Below are 23,997 nucleotides of genomic sequence, written 5' to 3' on the forward strand. Positions count from 1 at the left end.
CACCCCGCACCCGTGGAGGCCGCCGTGTCGCACCCTGCCATCCCACCGCGACACCCCCGACGATTCCGCGGACCGCACCGCGCTCGACGCGTCCAACGGACGCTCGGCCTGCTCCTGCCGACCCTGCTGCTGGCCGCCTGCACCGGCAGCCCCGCAGCTCCCCGCACGGACGCCGCGCCCGCGAGCACCGCACCCCAGCCCGCCGGGCCACTCTGCGCCGCCCTGCCCACCGGCACCGACCCCGGCAACCCGAGCTTCCTCGCCGGGCAACCCGTCGACCAGGCCCTGCGCTGGATCCCCACCCTCACCACGTTCGAAGCGGCCCTGCGCACCAGCGGCGTCCTCACCGACCTGCCCGCCGGCGACGGCGTCACCGTCCTGGCACCCTCCGACGACGCCTTCGCCGCCACGTTCTCCGAGGACAACTGGGACGACCTCATGACCCACCACACCGACCAGCTCCGCACCCTGCTGAAAGCCCACCTCATCACCGGAAGCCACCCGATCGCCGACCTCACCACCGCCGGCACCGCCACCACCCTCGACGGCGTCACCGTCACCGTCACCCGCACCGGGCCCACCACCCGCCTCGGCGACCGCGCCGACACGGTCTGCGCCGACTACCAGGCCACCAACGCCCGCATCCACATCATCAACGCCGTCCTCGGCCCACTGCCCGCCACCGCCGACGGCACCGGCCACCGCGCACACTGACCACCATCACCCGGGCGGCACCAGACCCGCCAGCGCGCGGTTGGTCCGGTTGGCGCGGACCGCGTCGCGCTGCTGCCCGGCCGTCACCTCGATGTACGTCTGCGACGACGCCAACGACGCGTGCCCCAACAACCGCATGATCTCCGCCGCGCTCGCACCGTCCTCCGCCAACCTCGTCGCGAAGGTGTGCCGCAGCGCGTGCAGCCGCGCACCACGCGGCACCCGGTCACCGATGCCGGCCCGCCGGTAACACGACTCGACGAGATACTGCAGACCACCACGGCGCAACGGCTCACCACGCCGATCCACCAGAAACGGCGAGTCGGGGCGTACCGACCGCGAACCGAAGCGCCGCACCCGACTGTCCAGATAGTCCCGCAGCACCCGGTCCAGATCCGCCTCAATCGGCACCACCCGAGGCCGCCCACCCTTGCCCGCCACCTCAACCCGCCGCTCACCGGGCCGACCGCCGAGCGAGTCGACGCGCAACGCCAGCAGCTCCGACAGGCGCAGCCCGGCGCAGAGCGCCACCGCCAACACCGCCACATCACGCTCCGGCCACGGGTCGCGTTGCCGACCGTCGTCCCGCGCGGCGGACGCGAGCAGCACCTCGGGGGTGTCCGCGCCGCGCAGCGGCTTCGGCTGGGGGAGTAGCGCCCGGGGCCGCCCGACCGCCGGCATCGGGTTGCCCGCCACGAACCCGTCAGCAACCAGGAACGTGAAGAAGGTGTTCCAGGTGGACCAGGCCCGATGCACCGACGCGGGCGCCCGGGGAGCGGCGAACCGGGCGAAGGCCGCGCGCATCACCCGGGGGGAGAGGTCGGTGATCGACAGCGCGTCCAGGGGTAGGGGAGGGGTGGCACCTTCCGCGACCAGAGCCGCGACCGTGTGCAGATCCCTGCGGTACGCGGCCAGGGTGTGCGGGGAGGGCTTACGGGTGGCCCGCGCGGTCAGGAACTCCTCGATCAGCACCGCGAGCGATTCGTCCTGTTTTTGATGCATAAGGGATATTATGCAGCATTTTCGCGTATCCGGAAAGCGGGTGGACGAGGGGAGAGGGGCCTCATTCCGGAACGCCGCGAGCGCGGCTGGAGCTGGCGGAGAAGCACGTATCGTGCGCGGCATGACGTCGCTCGCCGCCATCTGTCCCACCTGTGGTCGACGCGGTACGCCCATCGTGTACCGGGACCTCGACGGTCCGGCAGATCTGGTCTGCTCCGAGGGGCACCAGTGGCGGGCCGCTGGCCCAGCCGGGTGGGCGTCGCCCGCCGCCGTCGATCGCGACGCGCAAGACGCAACGACCCCGACGGAGCCCATGGACGTCAGCAAGGACGGCCGGACCTGGCGGATCGGCACGGTCAGCGACGTCGCCTGGCTCGCCGGGCGCACCACACAGGGCCTCTCGGTCACCACCGCGATCCCGCCGGTGTTCGAGGCGTACGGCACCTTCCACTCGCCCGCCGGGGTCGGTTTCGACGCCCACGAACGTGCGGTGATCGACGAGCTGATGGCGTGCACGCCGGATCAGCCCTGGTGGCTGGGCTTTCTCGACACCGGCGCCCACGACGTCGTCTTCCCGCACGCCCCGAGGGTGTCCCTCTACGGGGACTGGCCCTACGTGTTGGTCCAGGCCGGGCCGGAGCAGGCTCTCACCTGGCGCGTCGGTCACATGCGCGGCGGCGACGGGGCGCTGCCCGACCTGTTCTTTCCGGCGGATCGCTCCTGGCTCGTCTCCGCCCTGTGGGACGACACCTGGACCGACATCGGCGCCAGTGGTGCGGTGCTCGCGGCCCTGCGACGCAACCCGCTGGTCAACGCACGTCTCGTCGAGCCGGACGAGGACGCGTGCCCGCCGGGCCTGGCGCGCGACTGACCCCGTCGAATGAACGGCGAGGGGACCCCCGGAACGCGCTACTTTACATAATGTGGATTATCGAATCGAACCCGTTGGTCGCAGGAGGATGAGTACGGCGACTCATTCCTGCGTGTGCAGCCAGCCAGCATCCTGGTAACCATGACTCCTCGTCGCCTGGTCACGTTGGCAACGGCTGTAACTCTGCTGCTCACGCTGACAGCCTGCGGGTCAGACGCACCCACGCGGGAGGAAGCAAGCCAGGAAGCGCACTCGGCCGCAGCCCGGCAGGCAAGTGCTTCGAGCGCTGAACAGATCAGCACCCTGCTCTCCGCCGTGACTCAGGCGTCGCCGCTCAGGTCGGTCGCAACGTCAACACGCGACATCTGCCACGCCGGAGCCACCAACGCCCTGTGGCCACACGACGACTACCGCCTCAGTTGCGGTCTTAGCGACACCAGGTACTTCGGGGCCGACGGCGACATTTTGGATGTGCTGCGCGAGGTTGACAAGCGCGCCAAGGCTACCGGGCTGATACCGACCACCACTTCGGCCATCGAGGATGTCGAGACGTACTACGCGGCGAACGGCAAGACCGATGATGGGCTCCCGCTGCCCCTGCCGGGCCTGAGCTACCTCGTACCCGGGCACGACTGGACGGTTCAGGTCGGGTGGACGCGAGACGTCAACGCCTTGATCAATCAGGCTGTCCCGGACCTCACCTGGCCGACCGTCTTCGTTGAGGCCGACCCCGTTGACTTTGACACGCTGCGGAGTGGCCTGCTGAGAAGGTCCGAGTATCTCGTCACCGTCTCCTCGGGGACCACGTACCACGAAGTTCCCTGGCCTTCCTGACCAGGACGCAGAACCTGGCAGGCTCGGCGGTGGCCGCGGCCCCGAGCGGGTTGCTATTGAGGGGTGGCTGAGTCGTGGGGCGCGGTGACGGCAGGTCAGCGGAGGCTGCTTTCGATCGCTCGATTCCGGGCGGGCGTGGCGGCAGCGCGACGGCCGTCATCGATGAGTCCCTCTCCCCCACACCAGCCGGGGCGTGCGCGTTGACCGACGCCGAGCGCAGCCGGGTGCCCGCCCGCGTGGGCACCTCGCATGCGGTGTTCGTGGGGCGAGCCACGGCAGACGAGCCCGTGGACCTGCGGTTCTTTGCCGCCGAGGGGGAACTGCCTTCGTGTGGGCACGGGACGGTGGCCGCCGTGGCGTTCCTGGCAGGGCGTCGCCACGGCGCAGAGCACGAGTTCAGGCTGCGGGTGTCGGGGCGTACGTTCGTCGGTCGGGCGGTCCGTGGCGGTGATCAGGTCCAGGCCGCGTTCGACGCGGGTCCGGTGGCCGTACGCGACGCGACCTCGGTCGAGATCGGCCTTGTCGTCGACGCTCTGGGTGTTGCTGCGGGCGAGTTGCTTTCTGGGGCGTGTGTGGCCTCGTTGGGTCGGGCGCGGATGCTGGTGCCGGTCATCACGCCTGATGCGGTCGTGACCCTCGGCCCTAATCTGGACCAGCTCCGTGTGGCGTGCGACCGGTTGGGGTTGCTCGGTTGCTACGTCTATTCGGTGCCCACCCGCTCTGGTGGCGTGGTGGCCCGGATGTTCGCGCCGTCGATCGGGGTCCCTGAGGACATCGCGAATGTGAACAGCACCGCTTGCCTGGCCGCCCGCGTGGCGGGCAGTGGCGTCACCGAGTTGACCGTCGACATGGGCGACGTCCTCGGTGAACCGGCGACCATCACCGCCTCTGCCCGGCGGAGTTCCACTGGTCGGCGAGTCCTGGTGGGGGCTGCCGCGAGGGTCGCCTGGAGTGGACTGCATGTGGTGCGGGCACCGGCCCGCACCACAACCTCAGACGGCGGTACGGGTCAGATCCAGGGCACCTGCGGGGACGGGTAGAAGTCGACCTGTTGCAGTCGCCAGCGGGGTGCCTGCCCCCCCAGTCGGGTCCGGAACGATTCCCAGTCGTGGCTGGCGGTGGTGGACCAGCCGAGTTCGGCGATCGCGGGTAGGCGCGGGAAGGCCATGTATTCGATGTCGTCCAGGGTGCGCAGCGTCTCGGACCACAGTGGGGCCTCGACGCCGAGGATGGCGTTCTCGCCGACGCCGGTGACCCGGGTGGCGGGGTCCCAGCCGTAGGCGTCGGACACCTCGATCAGGCCGGCCCAGCGCAGGCCGAGGCGGGTGTTGGCGTCGTACTTCATGTCCAGGTAGGCCTTGTTCGCCGGCGACATGATGATCTTGTTGCCGCGGGCGGCGGCCGCGGCGAGGCTGGCGTTGGTGGTGCCGGTGCCCCAGAACTGGGCGACGGCGTCGGTGGGCAGGTCGGCCTGGGTGATCTCGTTCCATCCGGAGGCGCGCTTGCCGTACTTGGCGACCAGGGGCAGGACCCGGTTCATGAAGGTGCGGTAGTCCTCGTCGGTGGTGGCGTGGGCTTCGTCGCCGCCGATGTGCAGGAATGGTCCGGGTGTGATGGCGGCGAGTTCGCGGATGACGTCCTCGACGAAGCGGTAGGTGAGTTCGTCGTTGATGCAGAGCGAGCTGTAGCCGACCGCGATGTCGGTGCGCGGGGGTGGTGCGACGCCGTCGCAGTTGAGTTCGGGGTACGTCGACTGGGCGGCGTTGGTGTGTCCGGGCATGTCGATCTCGGGGATGATCGTGATGTGTCGTGCGGCGGCGTAGGCGACGACGCCCTTGTAGTCGGCCTTGGTGAGGTATCCGGGGCCGACGCCGTCGACTCCGGTGCCGGGTCCGCCGCCGACGGTGGTGAGGCGGGGCCAGGAGTCGATCTGGATGCGCCAGCCCTGGTCGTCGGTGAGGTGCAGGTGCAGGTAGTTGATTTTGTACTGGCTGAGCAGGTCCACGTAGGCGGTGATGTCGTCGACGGTGTGGAAGTGGCGGGCGAGGTCGAGCATCGCGCCCCGATAGGCGAAGCGTGGGTAGTCGACGATTCGCCCGCCGGGGACTGTCCAGGTGGTCCGCTGCCGGTCGGGTGCCTCGATCTCGGCGGGGAGCAGTTGGCGCAGGGTCTGGGTGCCGGCGAACAGCCCGGCGGGGGTGTTGGCGCGGATCGTGATGCCGCGGCGGGTGACGCCGAGCTGGTAGCCCTGTTGGCCGATGCGGTCGTCGGCGCCGCCGATGAGCAGGGCGATCTCGGGTAGCGGGGTGGAGCGTACGGGCAGGACGGGCAGGGGGTGGCCGGTGGCGGGGCGCAGTGTGGTGGCGAGTTGGTGGCCGACCTGCCAGGCGGCGGCTGAGCCGGGGGTGGTGCGGATGACGGTCAGGGGAGTGATCCGGAATGTGTTGTGCGCGTCGGGGTGGGTTTCGACCGGTGCGGGGATGACGTCGCTGAGGTGTCGGGCTGGTGCGGTGGGTGCCGCGGCGGCGGCGGGCGTTGCGGGCAGGATGACTGGCAGCGCGAGTGCGGCTATGGCCAGCAGCCGTGTGGTGGTGTGTCGGCGACGCACGGTACCTCCAGGCCTCGTCATGATCGACGTTCGTCGATTAGAGTCGCAGGCTACCGGCGTTTCGCCTGTACTGTAAACCTTCCTTAACATAAGGGCTCGTCGAGACAGTGTTGTCACCGACCTCACGTACGCCGCACGCTGGGGAATTCCTGGAGTGCGTCGTGCCGTTGTCCGTTCGGAAGATCAGGTTCGGATGATCGAATGGGAAGTGCCATGCACATGCGCTCAGACGCGGTAGTGCTGTTCGGCGTCACGGGAGACCTCGTCTCGAAGAAGCTGTTTCCGGCGCTGTACGAGTTGACCCGGCGCGACCGCCTCGACGTTCCGGTCATCGGCGTGGCCCGCTCCCCCTGGGATGATCAGCAACTGGTCACCATGGCCCGCAAGTCGGTCAACGAGGCCGATGACGAGATCGACGACGAGACCTTCGATCGGCTGGCGGACAACCTTTCGATGATCTCCGGCAACTACGCGGACCCGACGACGTACCAGCGGCTGGCTGAGCGGTTGCGCGACGCCGAGCGGCCGGTCTTCTACCTGGCGATCCCTCCGGCGGTGTTCGGCTCCGTCGTCGAGGGCCTGGCTGCCGTGGGTCTGGCCGACCGGGGCCGGGTGATCGTGGAGAAGCCGTTCGGGCGTGACCTGGAGTCCTCCCGCGAGCTGGACCGCACCCTGGGCGCGGCCTTCGCGCCGGAGCGGGTGTTCCGCATCGACCACTACCTCGGCAAGGAAGCCGTCGAGGGGCTCTACGCCTTCCGGTTCGCCAACCGGCTGTTCGAGCCGCTGTGGAACAACGAGCACATCGACAACATCCAGGTGACCCTCGCCGAGGGTTTCGGCACCCAGGGTCGGGCCGGCTTCTACGACACGGTGGGCGCGACCCGGGACGTGCTGCAGAACCACATCCTGCAGGTCGTGGCGCTCATCGCGATGGAGGCGCCGGCCAGCGAGGACACCGCGGCGTTCCGGGAGGCGGAGGCCGCGGTGCTGCGGCAGATCGCACCGCTGTCGCCCGAGTCCACCGTCCGGGGGCAGTACGCCGGTTACCGCGACGAGCCCGGCGTGGCTGCGGGCTCGAACACGGAGACGTTCGTGGCGACCCGGTTGACTGTCGACTCCCCCCGTTGGGCGGGCGTGCCGTTCTACCTGCGTACCGGTAAGTCCCTGCCGGGGACGGCGACGGAGGTCGTGGTCGAGTTCAAGCAGCCGCAGCGCTCGCTGATCCCCGCCGAGCGGGGCACGGCGAGGGCCGCGAACCTGCTGCGGTTCCGCCTCGGGCGCGGTGACGGCATCACGATGTCGATCCAGGCGAAGAGCCCGGGTGCTGAGGTGGCGAGCCGTCCGGTGGATCTGTCCGTCGACTTCGGCTCGGCTTTCGGTCGCCGGCAGGAGGCGTACGAGCGGCTGCTCGACGATGCGATGGACGGGCAGCACCTGCGCTTCGCGCGTGCCGAGACGATCGAACAGGAGTGGCGCATCGTCGAGCCGATCCTGGATCTGCCGACGGCGGTGCAGTCGTACGAGAAGGGCAGTTGGGGTCCGGCGGACGCCGACGCGTTGGCCGGCGGCTGGCACCTGCCGGACCTGCGCTAGTCGCGGCCTGAGCCGCTGGCGCGGCGTGACGACTCGGTTTCCCGGCATGTCGCGGTGTCCGGGCCGCCGCGATGCGCCGACTTCCCGGAAGCCGAGTCGATCACGGGGCCGCGGCGGACGCTGACTGACCGCTCAGCTCAGCGGAACGACCGTCCGGCGACGGTGAGGTTTGCCGCTTGCGAGTGGTGTGGGCACGTTGGGTGCGACGTTTCTCGTCCTCATCGGAGAGGAAGCAGCGCATGCTTTCCGCACTCGATCGTCGGCACACCGTCGCCCCACCCGGCTACAGCCGGTGGCTCATCCCCCCGGCGGCGTTGGCCATACACCTCTGCATCGGTCAGGTCTACGCGACCAGCGTCTACAAGAACTCGCTGATCGCCCACTTCGACACCAGCCAGACCGCGATCGGGGTGATCTTCAGCATCGCGATCGTGATGCTCGGGTTGTCCGCCGCGGTCGCCGGGACCTGGGTGGAGGCGAACGGGCCGCGGAAGGCCATGTTCGTCTCCGCCTGTTTCTGGGCGGCGGGTTTCCTGGTGGGCTCGCTGGGCATCGCCACGAAGCAGCTGTGGCTGCTGTACCTGGGCTACGGGCTGCTCGGTGGCATCGGCCTGGGCATCGGCTACATCTCCCCCGTCTCCACCCTGATCAAGTGGTTCCCGGACCGGCCAGGGCTGGCCACCGGGTTGGCGATCATGGGGTTCGGTGGTGGGGCGATGGTCGCCTCTCCCCTGTCGCGGCAACTGTTGTCGTTCTACGACGCCGGCTACGACCCGGCCAACGCGGGGTCGACGGCGTCGGGCAGCGCCCTGGTGTGGCTGTTCGTGACCCTCGGCCTGGGCTATTTCGTGATCATGATGTTCGGGGTGGCGAACGTGCGGGTGCCGGCGCAGGACTGGCGTCCGGCCGGCTTCGACCCGGCCAGCGTGGCCGCGAAGCCGCTGGTCACCACGGCGAACGTGTCGGCGGCGAACGCGGTGAAGACCCGCTCCTTCTGGCTGCTGTGGGTGGTGCTGTTCTGCAACGTGACCGCCGGCATCGGCATCCTGGAACAGGCCAGCCCGATGATCCAGGACTTCTTCCGGGACAACGGCACCTCGGCGGTGACAGTCGCGGCGGCCGGCGGGTTCGTGGGTCTGCTGTCGCTGTTCAACATGGCCGGGCGGTTCGTGTGGTCGTCCACCTCCGACGTCATCGGCCGCAAACCGATCTACCTGGTGTACCTGGGTGTCGGCATGGTGCTCTACGCGCTGCTGGCGCTCGTCGGGCAGACCTCGACGGCCCTGTTCGTGCTGCTGGCCTGCGTGATCCTGTCGTTCTACGGCGGTGGCTTCGCGACAGTGCCGGCGTATCTGCGGGACCTGTTCGGCACCTTCCAGGTCGGTGCGATCCACGGTCGGCTGCTGACCGCGTGGTCGGCGGCGGGGATCGCCGGTCCGCTGATCGTCAACGGGTTCCTCGACGCGCAGGGCGAGCCGGGCTCGCTCACGGCCACGGCGTACCGTCCGGCGCTGTTCACGATGGTGGCTGTGCTGGCCGTGGGCTTCGTGGCGAACCTGCTGGTGCGGCCGGTGCCGCAGCGCTACCACGAGCCGGCGACGGAGCAGCACCCGGAACAGGGCGCGGACGAGAACGCGGATCGGGACGTGAACGAGGACACGACGGCGCAGAGGAGTGGTACGCGATGAGTGAGGACAGCCGACCCGGGCAGCAGGCCCGGTTGTGGATCTCCTGGTTGGTGGTGGCGGCGCTGCTCGGCTACGGGGTCGCCCAGACCGTCGTCACCGCGGCGAAGCTGTTCACCCACTGAGCCGGATCCGGCGGTCTCCGACCGCGTGAACGCCCGGCGGTCTCCGACCGCGTGAAGGCGTGGTCAGAGACCGCCGGAGACGCGCAGCACGGTCCCGGTGGCGTACGAGGCGTCCGGGCCGAGCAGCCAGGCGATGGCGGCGGCGATCTCGTCGGGTTCGCCGGCGCGGCCCAGCGGGATGCGGCCGACGGCGGAGTCGGCGCGGTCGGGCACCCCGGAGTCGGCGTGGATGTCGGTGCGCACGATGCCGGGGGCCACGGCGTTGACCCTGATGCCCTTTGGGGCGAGTTCCTTGGCCAGGCCGACGGTGAGGGTGTCGGTGGCGGCCTTCACGGCGGCGTAGTGCACGTACTCCCCCGGGCTGCCGAGGGTCGCGGCCGCCGACGAGACGTTGACGATCGCTCCACCGTCGGTGAGCCGGCGGGCGGCCTGCTGGGCGCAGAGGACGTAGCCGACGAGGTTGACGTCGACGACCCGGCGCAGGTCCTCGACGCGCAGCTCGGTGAACGGCCCGATCAGGCTGGTGACGCCGGCGTTGTTGACCAGGCCGGTGAGCGGGCCGAGTTGGGCGGCCGCGTCGAACAGGGCGTGCACCTGCTCGGGGTCGGTGGTGTCGGCGCGTACCGCGATGGCCTGCGCGCCGGCGGCCCGCAGGTCGGCCAGGACGGCGGTGGCGGCGGCCTCGTCGCGGCGGTAGCACAGGGCGACGTGGTGACCGGCGGCGGCGAGCCGGCGGGCGGTGGCCGCGCCGATGCCCCGGCCGCCGCCGGTGATGACGGTGACGGGTGCCACGGTGCCTCCGGGGGGTCTGACGGCTGCGCGATGGTCGTGCCGACGCTACCGTGACCGGCGCGGGTCGGTCGTCGAGAGGAGGGTCACATGCAGCGGGCGTTGGTGCTCGGCGGTGGCGGGGTGACCGGGGTGGCCTGGGAGTTGGGGCTGCTGGCCGGGTTGGTCGAGCGGGGTTTGCCGGTCACCGAGGCTGACCTGGTGGTGGGCACGTCGGCGGGTTCGTTGGTCGGCGCGCAGGTGTGCTCCGGGTTGCCCGTCGAGCGTTTCTACGCCGAGCAGTTGGCGCCGCCGTCGCGTGAGCTGGCGGCACGGTTGGGCTTCGCGACGCTGGCGCGGCTGATCTGGGCCGGTGGTCGGACCCGCGACGCGGTGCGCTCGCGGGCGCGGATCGGGGCGATGGCGGTGGCGGCGCGTACCCAGTCGGAGGCGTCGCGGCGCGTGGTGATCGAGGCCCGTCTGCCGGACCGGGAGTGGCCGCAGCGGCGGCTGCTGATCACGGCGGTGGACGCGTCGTCCGGTGAGTTCGTGGTGTTCGACCGCGACAGCGGGGTGTCCCTGGTGGACGCGGTGGGCGCGAGTTGCGCGGTGCCCGGGGTGTGGCCGCCGGTGACGATCGGTGTCCGCCGCTTCGTCGACGGTGGGATGCGCTCGACGGTGAACGCGGATCTGGCGGCGGACGCGCGCAGGGTGCTGGTGCTCGCGCCGACGTCGGCGGCGTTCGGGCCGATGCCACGGCTGTCGGCGCAGGTGGACGCGTTGCGGGCGGCTGGGTCGCGGGTGGTGGTGCTGACGCCGGACGCGGCGGCGCGCACGGCGATCGGCCGCAATGTGCTGGACCTGGCCCGGCGGGCGGGAGCGGCGCGAGCGGGGCGGGCCCAGGCCGACGTGGTGGCTGACGAGGTGGCGGCGCTCTGGGCGTGATCGCTTACGCTCACCGCGCGGTCGATCAGACGATGGAGGTGCGCGGTGGCGGGTGTGGGTGTCGGCGACGTGGTGCAGGATTTCGAGCTGCCGGATGAGACGGGCACGCCGCGGCGGCTGTCGGAGTTCCTGGCGGGCGGGCCGGTGGTGCTGTTCTTCTACCCGGCGGCGATGACCCGGGGATGCACGGCGGAGAGTTGCCACTTCCGCGACCTCGCGGCGGAGTTCACGGCGCTGGGCGCGACGCGGGTGGGCATCAGCCGTGACCCGGTGGCGAAGCAGGCCGAGTTCTCGAAGCTGCACGGCTTCGACTATCCGCTGCTGTCGGACGCCGACGGCGCGGTCGCGCAGCAGTTCGGCGTCAAGCGGCGGGTGCCGTTGGGGCCGTTGAGCATGAAGCGCATGACGTTCGTCATCGGCACCGACCAGCGGGTCATCGAGGTGATCCACAGCGAGGTCAGCATGAACGAGCACGCGGACCGGGCGCTGCGGGCGCTGGGCGGCTGAGCGGGCGTGAGCCCCGTGCGACGGGTGTCGCAGTCGGCTGGTATCAAGACAGCAATCAAACAGGTGTACGGAAGAGGGTTGTGATGGATGCCGGCCAGGGTTTGTCCACTAGCGAGGTGCAGAGCATCCGGGAGTCGTTGGCGGCCGGGCGTAAACCGCGGGTGGTGTTCACCGCGTCGGCGGGGCAGATCGCTGGTCAGGTCGGTCAGGTGATCGAGCTGACCGACCCCGAGGTGTCCGACGAGTTCGTGGTGGTGCGCTTCGGCCGCGACGAGTTGCCGTTCTCCCCCGCCGACCTGGCCGTGGCGCCCAAGGGCGTCACTCGTCGGGTGGTGGAGCCGAAGCCGGAGCCCGAGCCCGAGCCGCCAGCGGCGGCCGCGCCGGAGTTCGTGTTGGACACGCCGCGGGTGCCCGCGCAGCGACAGGAGGAGCCGAAGGTGGAGCAGACGGAGAAGCCGCCGGCGCGGCGGGCGGTCAAGGCCGTCAAGCCGAAGGGCCCGGCGGGCCTCACCGTGACCCTGGCGTACGCCGACGGTGAGTGGACCGTCGCGGCGCAGCAGGGCAGCAAGGCCCTGGCGAAGCCGTACGTGGTGAAGCCGGCGGAGGCGTTGAAGATGGTGGCCCTGGTCGACGTGCCGGGGGTGCAGGAGGCGGTGGAGCAGATCCTCGGTACCGAGCGGGCCGAGGCGGAGCAGCAGGCCGGGAGGCTGCGCGCCGAGCTGGCCGAGATCGAGGCTCGGCTGGCGGAGTTGCGCGAGGCCCGCTGAGGCGGGTCAGTGCCGGCTGTGGTGGCGCAGCAGTCGGGTGAGCAGTCGCGTCAGCTGCTCGCGCTCGGTGGCGGACAGCGGGGCGAGCAGGTTGGCTTGGACGCGCTCGAGGGTCGCGCCCATCCGGCGGGCCTCGTCGGCGCCGCCGTCGGTGGCGCTGATGACGTTGCGGCGGCGATCGGCCGGGTCGGGGGCGCGCACCACGAGCCCTCGGCCGGCCAGGTCGTTGATGGCGGCCACCACGTCGCTGCGGTCGATCCCGCAGCGCCGGCCGAGGTCGGCCTGGCTCGCGGGCCCGTCCTCGGCCAGGCTGGCGAGCAGTCGGTAGTGGTAGCCGCGCAGGTCGTGCGCGGCGAAGCCCTCGCTGAGCAGGCGGGCGGCGTGACTGGCGGTCTGGTTGAGCAGCCAGCTCGGGCTGGTGCTGAGCCCGGCGGGTGACTGCGGGGCCGCGTTGTCCATGCGGCGCAGCCTACCAGTAATCGTTGGCGCGACCCACGATTGATGCTACGTTGGTCCGGCCAACGTTGGTTCAACCAACGTATCGAAGGAGGTGTCATGTCCACTGTCCCCACCCTCAACGGCCAGGTCATCGGCCAGGCCCACTACGCCACCCGGGCCCTGCTCGAACGGGCCACCGCTCCCCTCGGCGTCGAGTTCAACCAGGTGCTCGCCCTCAACGTCCTCGCCAACGGCCCAGCCGAACGCGCTCACCTCACGCACCGGATCACCAGCACCCTCAAGGTCGACGAACAGGAGGTGCAACGGGTGCTCGCCACCCTCGTCGACGCGAACCTGGCCCAGGCAGACGACGACGCACCACGGCTGCGGCTCACCGACGCCGGTCACGCCGTGCAGGCCCGCATCGCCGACGCCGTCGCGGACATCAGCGCCCGCCTCTACGCGGACATCCCCACCGACGAGGCGAGTGCCGCCGCCCGGGCGCTCACAGTGGTCACCCAGCGCGCCAACGCCGAACTGGCCTCGACCCCGACCCCGACCTGACGGGCAAGAGCCCGACGGGTGCGCGGGCTCGGCCCGATCCGGCCAACCTGTCAGCAGCCCACCGACCGGGCCTGGTCGGTCAACACCAACCTGGCGGCGGCCAACGGGCCGGACCGGTCGGTCAGAAGTAGTCGAGCAACTGTGCCGGCCCTCCCGCGCCGAGCAGGTCGAGCGCGGCCGGGTCGGCGGCCGGGCTGTGGTGCAGCAACCCGGCCTGCGCGACCGCGCGGGCCGGCGCGGCTCCGGCGTACAGCAGGGCGAAACCGCGCACGTCCAGCCGCAGGTCCGCGTCGGCGTCGATCCGGGTCAGCTCGGCGGCGCCGTCGGCGACGGTCAACCGCCAGGTGCCGGTGTTCCATTCGGCGAGCCGGTCGGTGAGGCCGAAGTCGACGGTGCCCCGGGCGTGGGTGGGCCACCCCCGCGCGCTCACCGCGCGGGCGACGTCGACCGGTCGGTGCATCCACAGGTCCCGCTCGTGGTCACGGGCCGACTCCAACGGCAGGACGGTGCTGACGGCGTCGCCGTCGAGCGGGCACAGCCGCAGGGTCGGCGCGACGCTGGCCCAACTGCCGAGCACCCCGACGAGTTCCCGGGCTGCCTCGGCGGTGACGGCCAGCGCCTCGTCGACGCTGAGCACGGAATCTGCCCCGTAGCCCCGGCCCCGCTGCCAGGTGGCGTAGCCGACCAGCTCGCCGTCGGCCTCGACGAGGGTGACCCCGTCGCCGGGCAGGCCCCGGTCGGCGGCGAAGAAGTCGTACAGCTCACCCCGGCGGGTCAGCATGCCGTTGCGGTACCGGGCGACCCGCTCGTACAAATCGGCGACGGCGGGCAGGTCCGCCACCGCGCCGGCCCGCACGGTCAGGTCCGGGGAGGGCCGGTGCCGGGGCAGCGCGGCGGTGGCCAGATCGACGGTACGCAGCACACCGGCGGCCTCCCACCCGCAGGCCCGGTACGGGGCGGCGACGGTCGGGTAGAGCGCGCTGACCGCCGCACCCCGCTCGTAGGCCCCGCGCAGCAGACCGGTGAGCATGGCACGGGCCACGCCCCGGCCCCGGGCCTCGGGGGCGACGGCCACCCCGGCGACGTCGGCGGCCGACACCGCCCGGCCCGACCACCACTGGTCGTGGTGCAGGTCGACGGCCTTGCCGACGAGCCGACCGCTGTCGTCGAACGCGCCGTAGCGGCTCATGCCGGGCACTGCGACGGTGGTGCTGGCGTGTCGCTCCGCGGCGGAGCCGAACGCGATCCGTCCCAACTCCCATGCGGCGTCGAGGTCATCGGTGCTGAGTTCACGTACGTGCACGGGGTCGGGCATCGGGACACCCTAGCGGGGCCGACTCCCGAGGACCGCCAATTTTTCCGGCGGGCGGCGACCCCGCGGCCGTCGGTCAGTGCTGCGGGATGTTGGCCACGCCGATGCGCTTGCGGAACACCCAGTACGTCCACCCCTGGTAGGCCAGCACCACCGGAGTGAAGATCACCGCCACCCAGGTCATGATCTTCAGGGTGTACGGAGTGGACGCGGCGTTGGTGGCCGTCAGCGTGCCGGCCGCGTCCAGCGTGGAGGGCAGCACGTTCGGGAACAGCGCCGCGAACAGGGTCGCCACCGCCAGACCGATCGCCACGGCGGTGCCGGTAAACGCCCAGCCCTCCCGGCGTACCCGGGCGGCGGCCAGGCCACCGAGCAGGGCGAGGGCCGCGCCGACGGCGAGCACGACGGCGGCCGCGCTGGAGCGGATGCTCAACGTCCAGGTCAGGAACCCGACCGCGAGCACGGCGGCGCCCACACCCAGGCGCACGGCGAGCGCACCCGCGCGCTCGCGGATGTCGCCGGTGGTCTTCAGGGCGATGAACACCGCGCCGTGGGTGAGGAACAGCGCGAGGGTGGTCGCGCCGCCCAGCAGGGCGTACGGGTTGAGCAGGTTCAGCAGGCCGCCGACGTACTCGTGGTCGGCGTCCAGTGGCACACCGCGCAGGATGTTGGCGAAGGCGACGCCCCACAGGATCGCCGGCAGCAGCGAGCCGACCACGATCGCCGCGTCCCACCGGCGCTTCCAGGACGCCTCGGGGCGCTTGTGCCGGTACTCGAAGGCGACCCCACGGGCGATCAGGGCCAGCAGGATCAGCAGCAGCGGCAGGTAGAAGCCGGAGAAGAGGGTGGCGTACCACTCGGGGAACGCGGCGAACATGGCGCCACCGGCGGTGATCAGCCACACCTCGTTGCCGTCCCAGACCGGGCCGATGGTGTTGATCAGGACGCGGCGTTCCCGGTCGTCGCGGCCGAGCACGGGCAGCAGCATGCCGACGCCGAAGTCGAAGCCCTCCAGGATGAAGTACCCGGTGAACAGCACGGCGACGAGGAGAAACCAGATGGTGGTCAGTTCCACGATGGGCTCCGGGATCAGTAGGCGAAGGCGAGCGGGCGCTCGGCGTCGTCGTGGGTGTCGTCGATGGGGTGCTCTTCGCTGACGTCGGGCACGCCGGCCTTGGCGTAGCGCAGCAGCAGCTTGACCTCGATCACGGCGAGGGTGGCGTAGATCAGCGTGAAGGCGGCGAACGAGGTGAGCACCTCGGCCAGCGAGACGCTGCGGGACACCCCGTTGCGGGTGAGCATCTCGCCGAAGACGATCCACGGCTGGCGACCCATCTCGGTGAAGATCCAGCCGAAGGAGTTGGCCAGCAACGGCAGCACCGGCATGGCCAGCCCGGCGCGCAGCAGCCACTTGCTGCTCGGGGTGCGGCCCTTGCGCTGGCTCCAGAGCACCAGCAGGGCGATCGCGCCGGCCGCCATCCCGAAGGCGATCATGAAGCGGAAGCTCCAGTAGGTGACCGGGATGATCGGGGTGTAGCTGCCCGCGCCGTACTGGGTGGCGTACTGGGCCTGCAGGTCGTTGATGCCGTGCACGGTGCCGTTGGGGTCGCCGGTGCCCAGGTACGACAGCAGGTACGGGATTTTGATGGCGAACACCTCGCGGCTGCCGTCCAGGCTGCCGACGGTGAGCACGGAGAACGAGGCGGGGCTCTCGGTGGTGTAGAGGCCCTCGGCGGCGGCCATCTTCATCGGCTGCACGTCGGTCATGATCTTGCCCTGGATGTCGCCGGTGAACAGCACGGCCGCTGAGGCGACCAGGACCACCCAGGAGCCGAACTTGGTGGCGAAGCGGTACGCGCCGGTGTCGGCGGAGCCGCGGTTGCGGATGACGTGCCACAGGCCCACGGCGGTGACCAGCGACCCGGCGACCAGGAACGAGCCGGCCAGGGTGTGCGGGAAGGTGATCAGGGCGACCTTGTTGGTCAGCACGGCCGGGAAGTCGGTCAGCTCGGCGCGACCGGTGTCCGCGTTGATCCGGTAGCCGACCGGGTTCTGCATGAACGAGTTCGCGGCGAGGATGAAGTACGCGCTGAGGTTGGTGCCGATAGCGGCGGCCCAGATGCTGGCCAGGTGCGCCCGCTTGGGCAGTCGGTCCCAACCGAAGATCCACAGGCCGATGAAGGTGGATTCGAGGAAGAACGCGACGAGCGCCTCGATGGCCAGGGGTGCGCCGAAGACGTCGCCGACGAAGCGGGAGTAGTCGCTCCAGTTCATGCCGAACTGGAACTCCTGCACGATCCCGGTGACCACGCCCATGGCAAAGTTGATCAGGAACAGCTTGCCGTAGAACTTGGTGAGCTTGAGGTAGCGCTCGTTGCCGGTGCGGTGCCACATCGTCTGCAGGATGGCCACCAGCACGGAGAGGCCGATGGTCAGCGGTACGAAGAGAAAGTGGTAGACGGTGGTGACACCGAACTGCCAGCGGGCAACGTCCAACGCGTCCACCTGAAAACCCCCAACCATCCGTACTACGCGACGTAGTAAATACTACTGCTCGTCGTAGAGGATTGGGCAGGGCCGGGCGGCCCGAACGCACCCGGGACCAATGACCCTGATCACCCGACCCGCCCTCGCAGCCCTGCCGGGGCGTGCGACGATGGCGCGCTGATGAACACCGCACACACCACCTGGCAGCCGCCGCTGATCTGGCGCGCAGCCCTGCTGCTGGCCCGGGGCCTGGTCGGCCTGCTCGCCCGCCTCGAGGTCACCGGCGATGTCCCGGCGCACCTGCGTCGCGGCCCGCTCGTGCTGGCCGCCAACCACATCAGCCCGTTCGACCCGGTGGTCATGGCCGCCGCTTGCCAGACCCGTGGCGTCGCCCCGCGGATCATGGCGACCGCCGGGCTGTTCCGCGTCCCGGTGTTCGGCGCCGCCATGCGCCACGCCGGGCACATCCGGGTCGACCGGGGCACCAGCGCCGTGCACCGGGCCCTCGACGACGCCGCCACGGCCGTCGCCCGCGGCTCGGTGATCCTCATCTACCCCGAGGGGCGCATCGGCCTGGACCCCGGCCTGTGGCCCGAACGCGGCAAGACCGGCGCCGCGCGCCTCGCCCTGGCCTGCGGCGCCCCGGTCGTCCCGGTCGCCCAGTGGGGCTCGCACGAGGTGCTGCCCTACCAGGCGCCCCGCGGAATGCTGCGGGGCGTCGCCCGCTCGCTGTGGCGTCGACCGGTGATCCGGGTGCACTTCGGCACCCCCGTCGACCTGGGCGAGACGGCTGCGGCCCACCCCGGCGCGGCCCGCCGCGCCACCGACCGGATCATCGACGCGCTCACCGACACCCTCGCCCCGCTGCGCCCCGACGAGCCGGAACTGCCCCGACACATCGACCCCGGCCGCCCGAGCGACCCCAGCCGCGTCCACCGCCGTCGCTGACCCGACCGCAGCGTACTAACGCATCAAATCCGCTGCTCCGCCCGTCGAACCACCCCCGATGCGGGTGAAAGTCCACTTCGCACCTGATGTGACGCAGGACACTCTCGCTGATCAGTTGGTGCGAGACTCGTGCTCCTGCGAAACCGCAGGAGCAGCACGACTACGGGGAGTGTCATGCGAAAACCAGCATTGCCGTATTAGGAGTAGCCGTCGTGATGACCACGGCTCTCCCGACCCCGGCGCAGGCAGCGCCCAGCACCTCGATTGCAAGCCCGAGCGGCCTCGCCGTCACGGCCTGGACCGATCCGGCCCCTCCAGCCCCAATGCCCGAGGCGGCGGCGAAACTTCTGCACGAGGCACAGGAACTCGTGCAGAAGAACTGCGGATTTTGCGTATCCCTGGTACGACCACGTGACCGGCGCCGTACGGCTGGACAGCACGACCGGTCGAGGGGAGAGCCTCGTCGCGCAATTCCGGGACGGCCACCTGCGGGTAGCGACCCCCGTGCAGGGCCTACGAGTCACACGCAGCATCGCGCAACTCGAGAAGGTCAAGGACGAAGCGATCGACCCGGGCGCCGGCGTACCCGACCGGGACGCGATCTTCATGACCGAGCCGGACGCCGAGACCAACCGGATCAACGTGTACGTCAGCCGGCTCTCCGAGCCGCTGCTGCAGGCCCTGGCTGCGAGGTTCGGAACCGACGCCATCGCGATCCGGTACATGGCGGAGACGACCTCGACCGGCGACGGCCGTAACAACGACACCTCGCCGTTCTACGGTGGCGCGAAGACCAGCACGCCCAACGTCTGCACCACCGGATTCTCCTGGCGTAACGGCTCGGCCAACATGATGCTCACCGCAGGGCACTGCGCGCCCGGTGGCGGCGACCTGTCAACCCCCTCCAGCGTCATCGGCTACGTCACGCCGAACTCGTCGGAGAACTGGAACAACGGCACCGGGACCGTCTACCTGTCCGGCCAGTCGACCTACCGGGGCGACGTCGCCCTCTCCAGCGTCGTCTCCGGCAAGGGGACATCGCCCTACATCTACCGGCGTGGTCCAGGATCGAGCAGCGGGGCCGCCGTCGGCGAGATGTGGAGCCGTGCTCCGGTCAACGGCGACAAGTACTGCGTCGGCGGCCACGTCACCGGTGAGAAGTGCAACTGGACCGTCTACTCCACCGGGATCAACTTCAAGCACAGCGACGGCGAGACCGCTCGCAACGTGGTGCGCAGCTTCTATCGCAATGATGGGGTGTGCACGGTCGGCGGTGACTCTGGCGGGCCTGTCTACACGGTCCGCTCAGACGGTAAGGTCGCGGCCAAGGGAATTCATCACGGTCATTCATCCAACAGCGTGAGCGGGTGCATGCAGGTGTTCACTGACATCTGGCAGGCCTACTACGGCCTCCCGGGAAGCCTGGCGACAGCATGAGAAAGCCGATCAAGAGGGCTGTGCTCGCGGTCGCCGTGGCCGCGGCCGCGGCCCTCTTGATCGGCGTGTCTGTCGCCGTCGCCGCAGTCCGCCGCTCGCAGGAGATCAACCTCAGCGTCAATTCCTACCGGGTCAGCGACGGTGGTCGACTGCTCGACGCGCAGGTTGACGTGCACCCCGACTTCGACATCGTCCACGCCGAGGCGGATGAGACGGATGACCGGGTCATGTTGCGCGTCTCCGCCCGTCAGCCCGCCCTCTGGTGGTCCGGTGCCGATGTGGCACAGGAGCGGACTGTCCGGGTGATGCTCGGCCGGCCCCTCAATGGCAGGACGGTGGTCGACGCCCACACCGGCGCCGTCCTGACCAGTCAATAACCACGGTGCGGCCCGCCGGGCCACAGATCGGATCCCGACACCTCGCCCCGCTGCGCCCCGACGAACCCGACCGGCCCCGACACGTCGACCCCAGCCCGCCCGAGCGACCCCAGCCGCGCCCGGCGCCGGGTCGGTGATCGACTCGGTTTCTGGAAACCGGGCATTCCCGCGCCCCGGACACCCAGCCTCGCAGGAAACCGAGTCGATCGCCTTCGGACACCGGCATCGGCCTGGAGATCGCGCTGGGCTGCGCGCGCTGGCTGGCGCACGGTGGCCACCATGCGCGACGTGGTCCGCGCCGAGCGGCTGCGCGCCGCGGCCGACGCCGCCGGGGTCACCGACCTGATTGACGTACGCCGCCTCGACGTCACCGACCCCGGCTCGGTGACCGCCTGCGTCGAGGAGGTGGTCGGCACCTACGGCCGGCTCGACGCGGTGGTCAACAACGCCGGCGCCGGGCACGTCGGGCACCCTGGAACAGGACAGCATCGACGACGTGCGGGCCGTCATGGAGGTCAACTTCTTCGGCGTGCTGCACGTCAGCCGGGCCGCCGTGGCGCACCTGCGGGCCAGCCGGGGCCGACTGGTCACCGTCTCCAGCGTCGGCGGGATCGTCGGGCAGCCGTTCAACGAGGCGTACTGCGCCGCGAAGTTCGCCGTCGAGGGGTATCTGGAAGCCCTCGCCCCGCTCGCCGCCACCACCGGCGTGCGGGTGACCCTCGTCGAGCCGGGCGCGGTGGCCAGCGAGTTCGTCGCCAACATCGGCATCGACGCCGACACCGCCAGCGCCGCCGCCGGGGTCTACGGGCCGGCGCTGCGCGTGTACCTGGCCCGCACCGGGCAGGCGTTCGCCGCCGCGCAGTCCCCCGCCGACGCCGCGGCGGTGGTGGTGGTCGCCACGCTGACCGACCCGACGCCGCCGGTACGGGCGCAGACCTCCGAGGGCGCCCGGCAGTTCGTCGGAGTCAAGCTCGCCGACCTCGACGGCGCCGCGGTGGCGCGGATGACCGGCGGCTGGCTGGCCTGAAGCCCTGGGGTCTGCACGACGCCGGGTCGGGCGACTGGGACAGTGATCATGTGTCGCGCCGTAGTCTCGTCCTCGCCGCATTGGTACTCGTCGTCGTCGGCGGGATCGGCTACGCGGGTCTGCGGATCGAGTACCACCATGCCAAGGATCAGCGGGACCTCGCCGACCTGACCCGATCGTCACCGTGGTCTCGGGAGCAGCTGCTGATCCCCGACGACGTGACCCGGCCCGGCACCGTCGGCTGGCTGGAGCGCGGCGGCCTCGACATCGCCTACCCGCTGCGCACCGCCGATGGCCGCGCCGTTCCCGTGCTCTGGCGGCTGCGCGTGCCGCAACCCGCGACCGGGCTACCCGACGGCGTCGACTGCGCCGCGCCGCGGCTGCGCACCTGCACCGACCTGGGCGGCGGAAGCACGCTGATCGTGACTCACGACACCGACAACAGCGACCCGTCCATCGCCCTCTACCGCACCGATGGCGCCAAGGTCCGGGCGATCGAGGTGCAGGGGCCGGACCCGGTCGGAGTCGACGAGTTGACCGCCGCGCTCACCCGCGCCCACCGCCCCAGCAACGCCGAACTGCTGGACCTGTTGCGCCACGACGGCTACCAGACCGACTGGAGCTGACCGCACCCGGCCCACCCTCTCGCGATCTTGCACTTGCTGTCCCGATATAAAGAACGTTCCACGCGTATCCACGACCGAAACTGCAAGATCGGCGCGGTGGGCGTGGCACCCGGTGCCACGGGCCTGATTTTCGCCGGCAGGCCACCCGCGCTCCACCAACCGGGGGCATACTGCGTCGCGTGTTGACCCGATTCGGCTACCTCGACGCGCCGGCGCCCCTGGCGTTCGCCCACCGTGGCGGGGCCGCCGAGGGCGACGAGAACACCACCGAGGCGTTCGCCCGGGCCATCGGCCTGGGCTACCGGTACGTGGAGACCGACGTGCACGCCACAGCGGACGGCGTGGCGGTGATCTTCCACGACCCGACGCTGATCCGGGTCACCGGTGAGGCGGGTCGCATCGCCGACATGAGCTGGGCCGACCTCGCCTCGGTACGCGTCGGCGGCGCTGCCGTCGTACCCCGACTCGACGAGGTGTTGGGGGCGTGGCCGCAGGTCCGCTTCAACATCGACGTGAAGGCCGACGGCGGCGTCGAGCCGACGGTGGCGACCGTGACCAGGGCCGGCGCCGGCGACCGGGTGCTGCTCGCCTCGTTCAGCGACGCCCGGCTGACCCGGCTGCGCGCGCTCACCGAGGGTCGGGTCGCCACCAGCCTGGGCATGCGCGGCGTCGCCCGGCTGCGGCTGGCCTCCTTGCACGGGCGGCCACTGCGGCTGCCCCCGTCGGTGGTCGCCGCGCAGGTGCCGCCCCACTACGGGCGGGTGCCGGTGGTGGACCGCCGGTTCCTCGACTACTGCCACCGGATCGGGCTGCAGGTGCACGTCTGGACGATCGACGAACCAGCCCAGATGCACGACTTACTGGATCGTGGCGTGGATGGCATCATGACCGATCACGTCGGCGTGCTGCGCGACGTCTACCGCAGCCGCGGCCACTGGGCCGCCTGACCATCGAAGGACCCCCGATGGCCGAGACCGTGACCCCCACGGTGGACGACACCCCGCCTCCGGCGAGCACCCGCCGGGAGCGCAGGGGCTGGTACATCTACGACTGGGCCAACTCCGCGTTCCAGACCACCGTGATCACCGTGTTCCTCGGCCCGTTCCTGACCACCGTCGCCGAGTTGGCGGCCGGCTGCGAACTGGGCGCGGACTCCTGCGACGGCTCCGTCTACCCCCTGGGCATCAAGATCGCCGCCGGGTCCTACTACCCGTACCTGATCTCGCTGTCGGTGTTCCTCACCGTGTTCGTGCTGCCGGTCATCGGGGCGATCGCCGACCGCTCGGCGCACAAGAAGCGGCTGCTCGGCGGCGCCGCGTTCACCGGCGCCGGCGCCACTATCGCGATGGCCTTCGTCACCGGTGACCGCTACCTGCTCGGCGGGGCGCTCTTCCTGGTCGCCAACATCTCCTTCGGCGCAGCGATCGTGGTCTACAACTCGTTCCTGCCGCAGCTCGGCGGCCCCGACGAACGCGACGGCATCTCCAGTCGCGGCTGGGCGCTGGGCTACCTCGGCGGCGGTCTGCTGCTGGCCCTCAACCTCGTCGCGATCACCCTGCTCGACGAGGGCGACAACCCGCAGCGCACCCTGGACCTGGCCCGCTGGTCGATCGTGTCCGCCGGCGTGTGGTGGGCGTTGTTCACGCTGGTGCCGTTGCGCTGGCTGCGCGAACGCCCCGGCGTCGCGGCCCTGGCCAGTGGCGGCAACGTGCTCACCGACGGGTTCCGGCAACTCGCCCGCACCATGCGCGAGGTCAAGGCGTACCCGTTGACGCTGTACTTCCTGTTGGCGTTCCTGGTCTACAACGACGGCATCCAGACCGTCATCACCCTGGCCAGCCAGTACGGCACCGAGGAGTTGCGGCTGGAGCAGAGCACCCTGATCATCACCATCCTGCTGGTGCAGTTCCTCGCCTTCGGTGGCGCGTTGAGCCTGGGCGCGCTGGCCAAGCGGATCGGCGCCTGGAAGACCGTGCTGCTCAGCCTGGTCCTCTGGACCGGTGTGATCATCGCCGCGTTCCGGCTGCCCGCCGAGGCGCCGGTGCCGTTCATGGTCCTCGGCGCGGCCATCGGCCTGGTTCTCGGTGGCAGCCAGGCGCTGAGCCGGTCGCTGTTCAGCCAGCTCATCCCGGCCGGCAAGGAGGGCGAGTACTACGGCTTCTACGAGATCAGCGACAAGGGCACCAGCTGGCTCGGCCCGCTCGCCTTCGGCCTGGTGTTCCAGCTCACCTCCTCCTACCGGGTGGGCCTGGTCTCACTGCTGATCTTCTTCATCGTCGGGTTCCTGCTCCTCGCCGCCGTGCCGATCCGCCGTGCCATCGTGGCCGCGGGCAACACCCCACCCCGGGTGCTCTGAGCACGC

Annotated in this window: 24 protein-coding genes and 2 pseudogenes; 19 read left to right on the top strand and 7 right to left on the bottom strand. The window is 70.7% G+C overall.

Annotated elements, in window-relative coordinates:
* The first annotated feature begins 24 nt into the window (after nt 1-24).
* A complete protein-coding gene (locus FB453_RS06750) occupies nt 25-714 on the top strand; it encodes a fasciclin domain-containing protein (RefSeq protein ID WP_186718092.1) in 690 nt (229 codons plus the stop codon).
* Between the two features lie 6 nt (nt 715-720).
* Here the strand turns inward: FB453_RS06750 and FB453_RS06755 are convergent, their stop codons facing one another.
* Nucleotides 721-1,716, bottom strand: a complete 996-nt coding sequence (locus tag FB453_RS06755; RefSeq protein WP_145788383.1) for a tyrosine-type recombinase/integrase — start codon at nt 1,714-1,716, stop codon at nt 721-723.
* A gap of 121 nt (nt 1,717-1,837) precedes the next feature.
* Here FB453_RS06755 and FB453_RS34070 point away from each other — a divergent pair, with 121 nt between their 5' ends.
* The 3 genes from FB453_RS34070 to FB453_RS06770 all read left to right on the top strand — a co-directional run bounded on the left by FB453_RS34070 (nt 1,838) and on the right by FB453_RS06770 (nt 4,461).
* Nucleotides 1,838-2,587 (top strand): hypothetical protein, encoded by a 750-nt coding sequence (locus FB453_RS34070; RefSeq protein ID WP_486480182.1) that lies wholly within the window; start codon nt 1,838-1,840, stop codon nt 2,585-2,587.
* Between the two features lie 141 nt (nt 2,588-2,728).
* Complete coding sequence (locus FB453_RS06765; protein ID WP_145788385.1) at nt 2,729-3,421, top strand: hypothetical protein; 693 nt, start codon at nt 2,729-2,731, stop codon at nt 3,419-3,421.
* Between the two features lie 74 nt (nt 3,422-3,495).
* Complete coding sequence (locus FB453_RS06770; protein WP_486480183.1) at nt 3,496-4,461, top strand: PhzF family phenazine biosynthesis protein; 966 nt, start codon at nt 3,496-3,498, stop codon at nt 4,459-4,461.
* On the opposite strand, the gene FB453_RS06775 is transcribed toward FB453_RS06770, so the two are convergent.
* The gene (locus tag FB453_RS06775; RefSeq protein ID WP_486480184.1) at nt 4,431-6,029 is read right to left on the bottom strand and encodes a beta-N-acetylhexosaminidase; all 1,599 of its coding nucleotides are present in this window, start codon (nt 6,027-6,029) and stop codon (nt 4,431-4,433) included. The two genes, FB453_RS06770 and FB453_RS06775, sit on opposite strands and share 31 nt — an antisense overlap.
* 213 nt (nt 6,030-6,242) lie before the next feature.
* On the opposite strand from FB453_RS06775, the gene zwf reads away from it, so the two are divergent.
* The 3 genes from zwf (at nt 6,243) to FB453_RS34795 (ending at nt 9,432) form a co-directional block, all read left to right on the top strand.
* Nucleotides 6,243-7,622, top strand: a complete 1,380-nt coding sequence (gene zwf / locus FB453_RS06780; RefSeq protein WP_145788389.1) for a glucose-6-phosphate dehydrogenase — start codon at nt 6,243-6,245, stop codon at nt 7,620-7,622.
* A gap of 239 nt (nt 7,623-7,861) precedes the next feature.
* A complete protein-coding gene (locus FB453_RS06785; protein WP_486480185.1) occupies nt 7,862-9,310 on the top strand; it encodes an OFA family MFS transporter in 1,449 nt (482 codons plus the stop codon).
* Nucleotides 9,307-9,432 carry an MFS transporter small subunit gene (locus FB453_RS34795; protein ID WP_256442137.1) on the top strand — a complete coding sequence of 42 codons (126 nt, stop codon included), beginning with the start codon at nt 9,307-9,309 and terminating at the stop codon, nt 9,430-9,432. The genes FB453_RS06785 and FB453_RS34795 overlap by 4 nt, the downstream gene beginning before the upstream one ends.
* A gap of 63 nt (nt 9,433-9,495) precedes the next feature.
* Here FB453_RS34795 and FB453_RS06790 read toward each other — a convergent pair whose 3' ends face one another.
* Nucleotides 9,496-10,224, bottom strand: coding sequence for an SDR family oxidoreductase (locus FB453_RS06790; RefSeq protein ID WP_091398050.1), 729 nt, complete (start codon nt 10,222-10,224; stop codon nt 9,496-9,498).
* 87 nt (nt 10,225-10,311) lie between these two features.
* On the opposite strand from FB453_RS06790, the gene FB453_RS06795 reads away from it, so the two are divergent.
* The 3 genes from FB453_RS06795 to FB453_RS06805 all read left to right on the top strand — a co-directional run bounded on the left by FB453_RS06795 (nt 10,312) and on the right by FB453_RS06805 (nt 12,419).
* Nucleotides 10,312-11,145 (top strand): patatin-like phospholipase family protein, encoded by an 834-nt coding sequence (locus FB453_RS06795; RefSeq protein WP_145788392.1) that lies wholly within the window; start codon nt 10,312-10,314, stop codon nt 11,143-11,145.
* A gap of 45 nt (nt 11,146-11,190) precedes the next feature.
* Entirely contained in the window at nt 11,191-11,652 is a 462-nt protein-coding gene (locus FB453_RS06800) for a peroxiredoxin (protein WP_486480186.1), read from the top strand.
* 83 nt (nt 11,653-11,735) lie between these two features.
* A complete protein-coding gene (locus FB453_RS06805; protein ID WP_145788397.1) occupies nt 11,736-12,419 on the top strand; it encodes a hypothetical protein in 684 nt (227 codons plus the stop codon).
* 6 nt (nt 12,420-12,425) lie between these two features.
* Here the strand turns inward: FB453_RS06805 and FB453_RS06810 are convergent, their stop codons facing one another.
* The gene (locus FB453_RS06810; RefSeq protein WP_145788399.1) at nt 12,426-12,878 is read right to left on the bottom strand and encodes a MarR family winged helix-turn-helix transcriptional regulator; all 453 of its coding nucleotides are present in this window, start codon (nt 12,876-12,878) and stop codon (nt 12,426-12,428) included.
* A 96-nt stretch (nt 12,879-12,974) separates the two neighbouring features.
* On the opposite strand from FB453_RS06810, the gene FB453_RS06815 reads away from it, so the two are divergent.
* On the top strand, nt 12,975-13,421 hold the full coding sequence (locus tag FB453_RS06815) for a MarR family winged helix-turn-helix transcriptional regulator (protein ID WP_145788402.1): 447 nt from the start codon (nt 12,975-12,977) through the stop codon (nt 13,419-13,421).
* Nucleotides 13,422-13,542: 121 nt separating this feature from the next.
* Here the strand turns inward: FB453_RS06815 and FB453_RS06820 are convergent, their stop codons facing one another.
* The 3 genes from FB453_RS06820 to FB453_RS06830 form a co-directional block, all read right to left on the bottom strand.
* Nucleotides 13,543-14,736, bottom strand: a complete 1,194-nt coding sequence (locus tag FB453_RS06820) for a GNAT family N-acetyltransferase (protein ID WP_186718095.1) — start codon at nt 14,734-14,736, stop codon at nt 13,543-13,545.
* A gap of 73 nt (nt 14,737-14,809) precedes the next feature.
* A complete protein-coding gene (gene cydB, locus FB453_RS06825; protein WP_112586980.1) occupies nt 14,810-15,808 on the bottom strand; it encodes a cytochrome d ubiquinol oxidase subunit II in 999 nt (332 codons plus the stop codon).
* A 14-nt stretch (nt 15,809-15,822) separates the two neighbouring features.
* Nucleotides 15,823-17,238: a cytochrome ubiquinol oxidase subunit I gene (locus FB453_RS06830; protein WP_181539355.1), complete on the bottom strand. Its 1,416-nt coding sequence runs from the start codon at nt 17,236-17,238 to the stop codon at nt 15,823-15,825.
* 162 nt (nt 17,239-17,400) lie between these two features.
* Here FB453_RS06830 and FB453_RS06835 point away from each other — a divergent pair, with 162 nt between their 5' ends.
* The 8 genes and pseudogenes from FB453_RS06835 to FB453_RS06870 all read left to right on the top strand — a co-directional run bounded on the left by FB453_RS06835 (nt 17,401) and on the right by FB453_RS06870 (nt 23,991).
* Nucleotides 17,401-18,168, top strand: a complete 768-nt coding sequence (locus tag FB453_RS06835; protein ID WP_145788405.1) for a lysophospholipid acyltransferase family protein — start codon at nt 17,401-17,403, stop codon at nt 18,166-18,168.
* Nucleotides 18,169-18,579: 411 nt separating this feature from the next.
* Nucleotides 18,580-19,605 carry a S1 family serine peptidase gene (locus FB453_RS06840; RefSeq protein WP_145788407.1) on the top strand — a complete coding sequence of 342 codons (1,026 nt, stop codon included), beginning with the start codon at nt 18,580-18,582 and terminating at the stop codon, nt 19,603-19,605.
* Nucleotides 19,602-19,982 carry a hypothetical protein gene (locus FB453_RS06845; protein WP_145788409.1) on the top strand — a complete coding sequence of 127 codons (381 nt, stop codon included), beginning with the start codon at nt 19,602-19,604 and terminating at the stop codon, nt 19,980-19,982. The genes FB453_RS06840 and FB453_RS06845 overlap by 4 nt, the downstream gene beginning before the upstream one ends.
* Before the next feature lie 4 nt (nt 19,983-19,986).
* Nucleotides 19,987-20,111: pseudogene (locus FB453_RS34800) on the top strand (1-acyl-sn-glycerol-3-phosphate acyltransferase); the annotation flags it as partial.
* 95 nt (nt 20,112-20,206) lie between these two features.
* Nucleotides 20,207-21,009, top strand: a pseudogene (locus tag FB453_RS06855) (SDR family NAD(P)-dependent oxidoreductase).
* Nucleotides 21,010-21,059: 50 nt separating this feature from the next.
* Nucleotides 21,060-21,635 (top strand): hypothetical protein, encoded by a 576-nt coding sequence (locus FB453_RS06860; protein ID WP_145788411.1) that lies wholly within the window; start codon nt 21,060-21,062, stop codon nt 21,633-21,635.
* A gap of 179 nt (nt 21,636-21,814) precedes the next feature.
* Nucleotides 21,815-22,582 carry a glycerophosphodiester phosphodiesterase family protein gene (locus FB453_RS06865; RefSeq protein ID WP_145788412.1) on the top strand — a complete coding sequence of 256 codons (768 nt, stop codon included), beginning with the start codon at nt 21,815-21,817 and terminating at the stop codon, nt 22,580-22,582.
* A gap of 17 nt (nt 22,583-22,599) precedes the next feature.
* A complete protein-coding gene (locus FB453_RS06870) occupies nt 22,600-23,991 on the top strand; it encodes an MFS transporter (RefSeq protein ID WP_145788413.1) in 1,392 nt (463 codons plus the stop codon).
* The last annotated feature ends 6 nt before the right edge of the window (nt 23,992-23,997 follow it).

The organism is Micromonospora sp. CNZ322, from assembly GCF_007827755.1.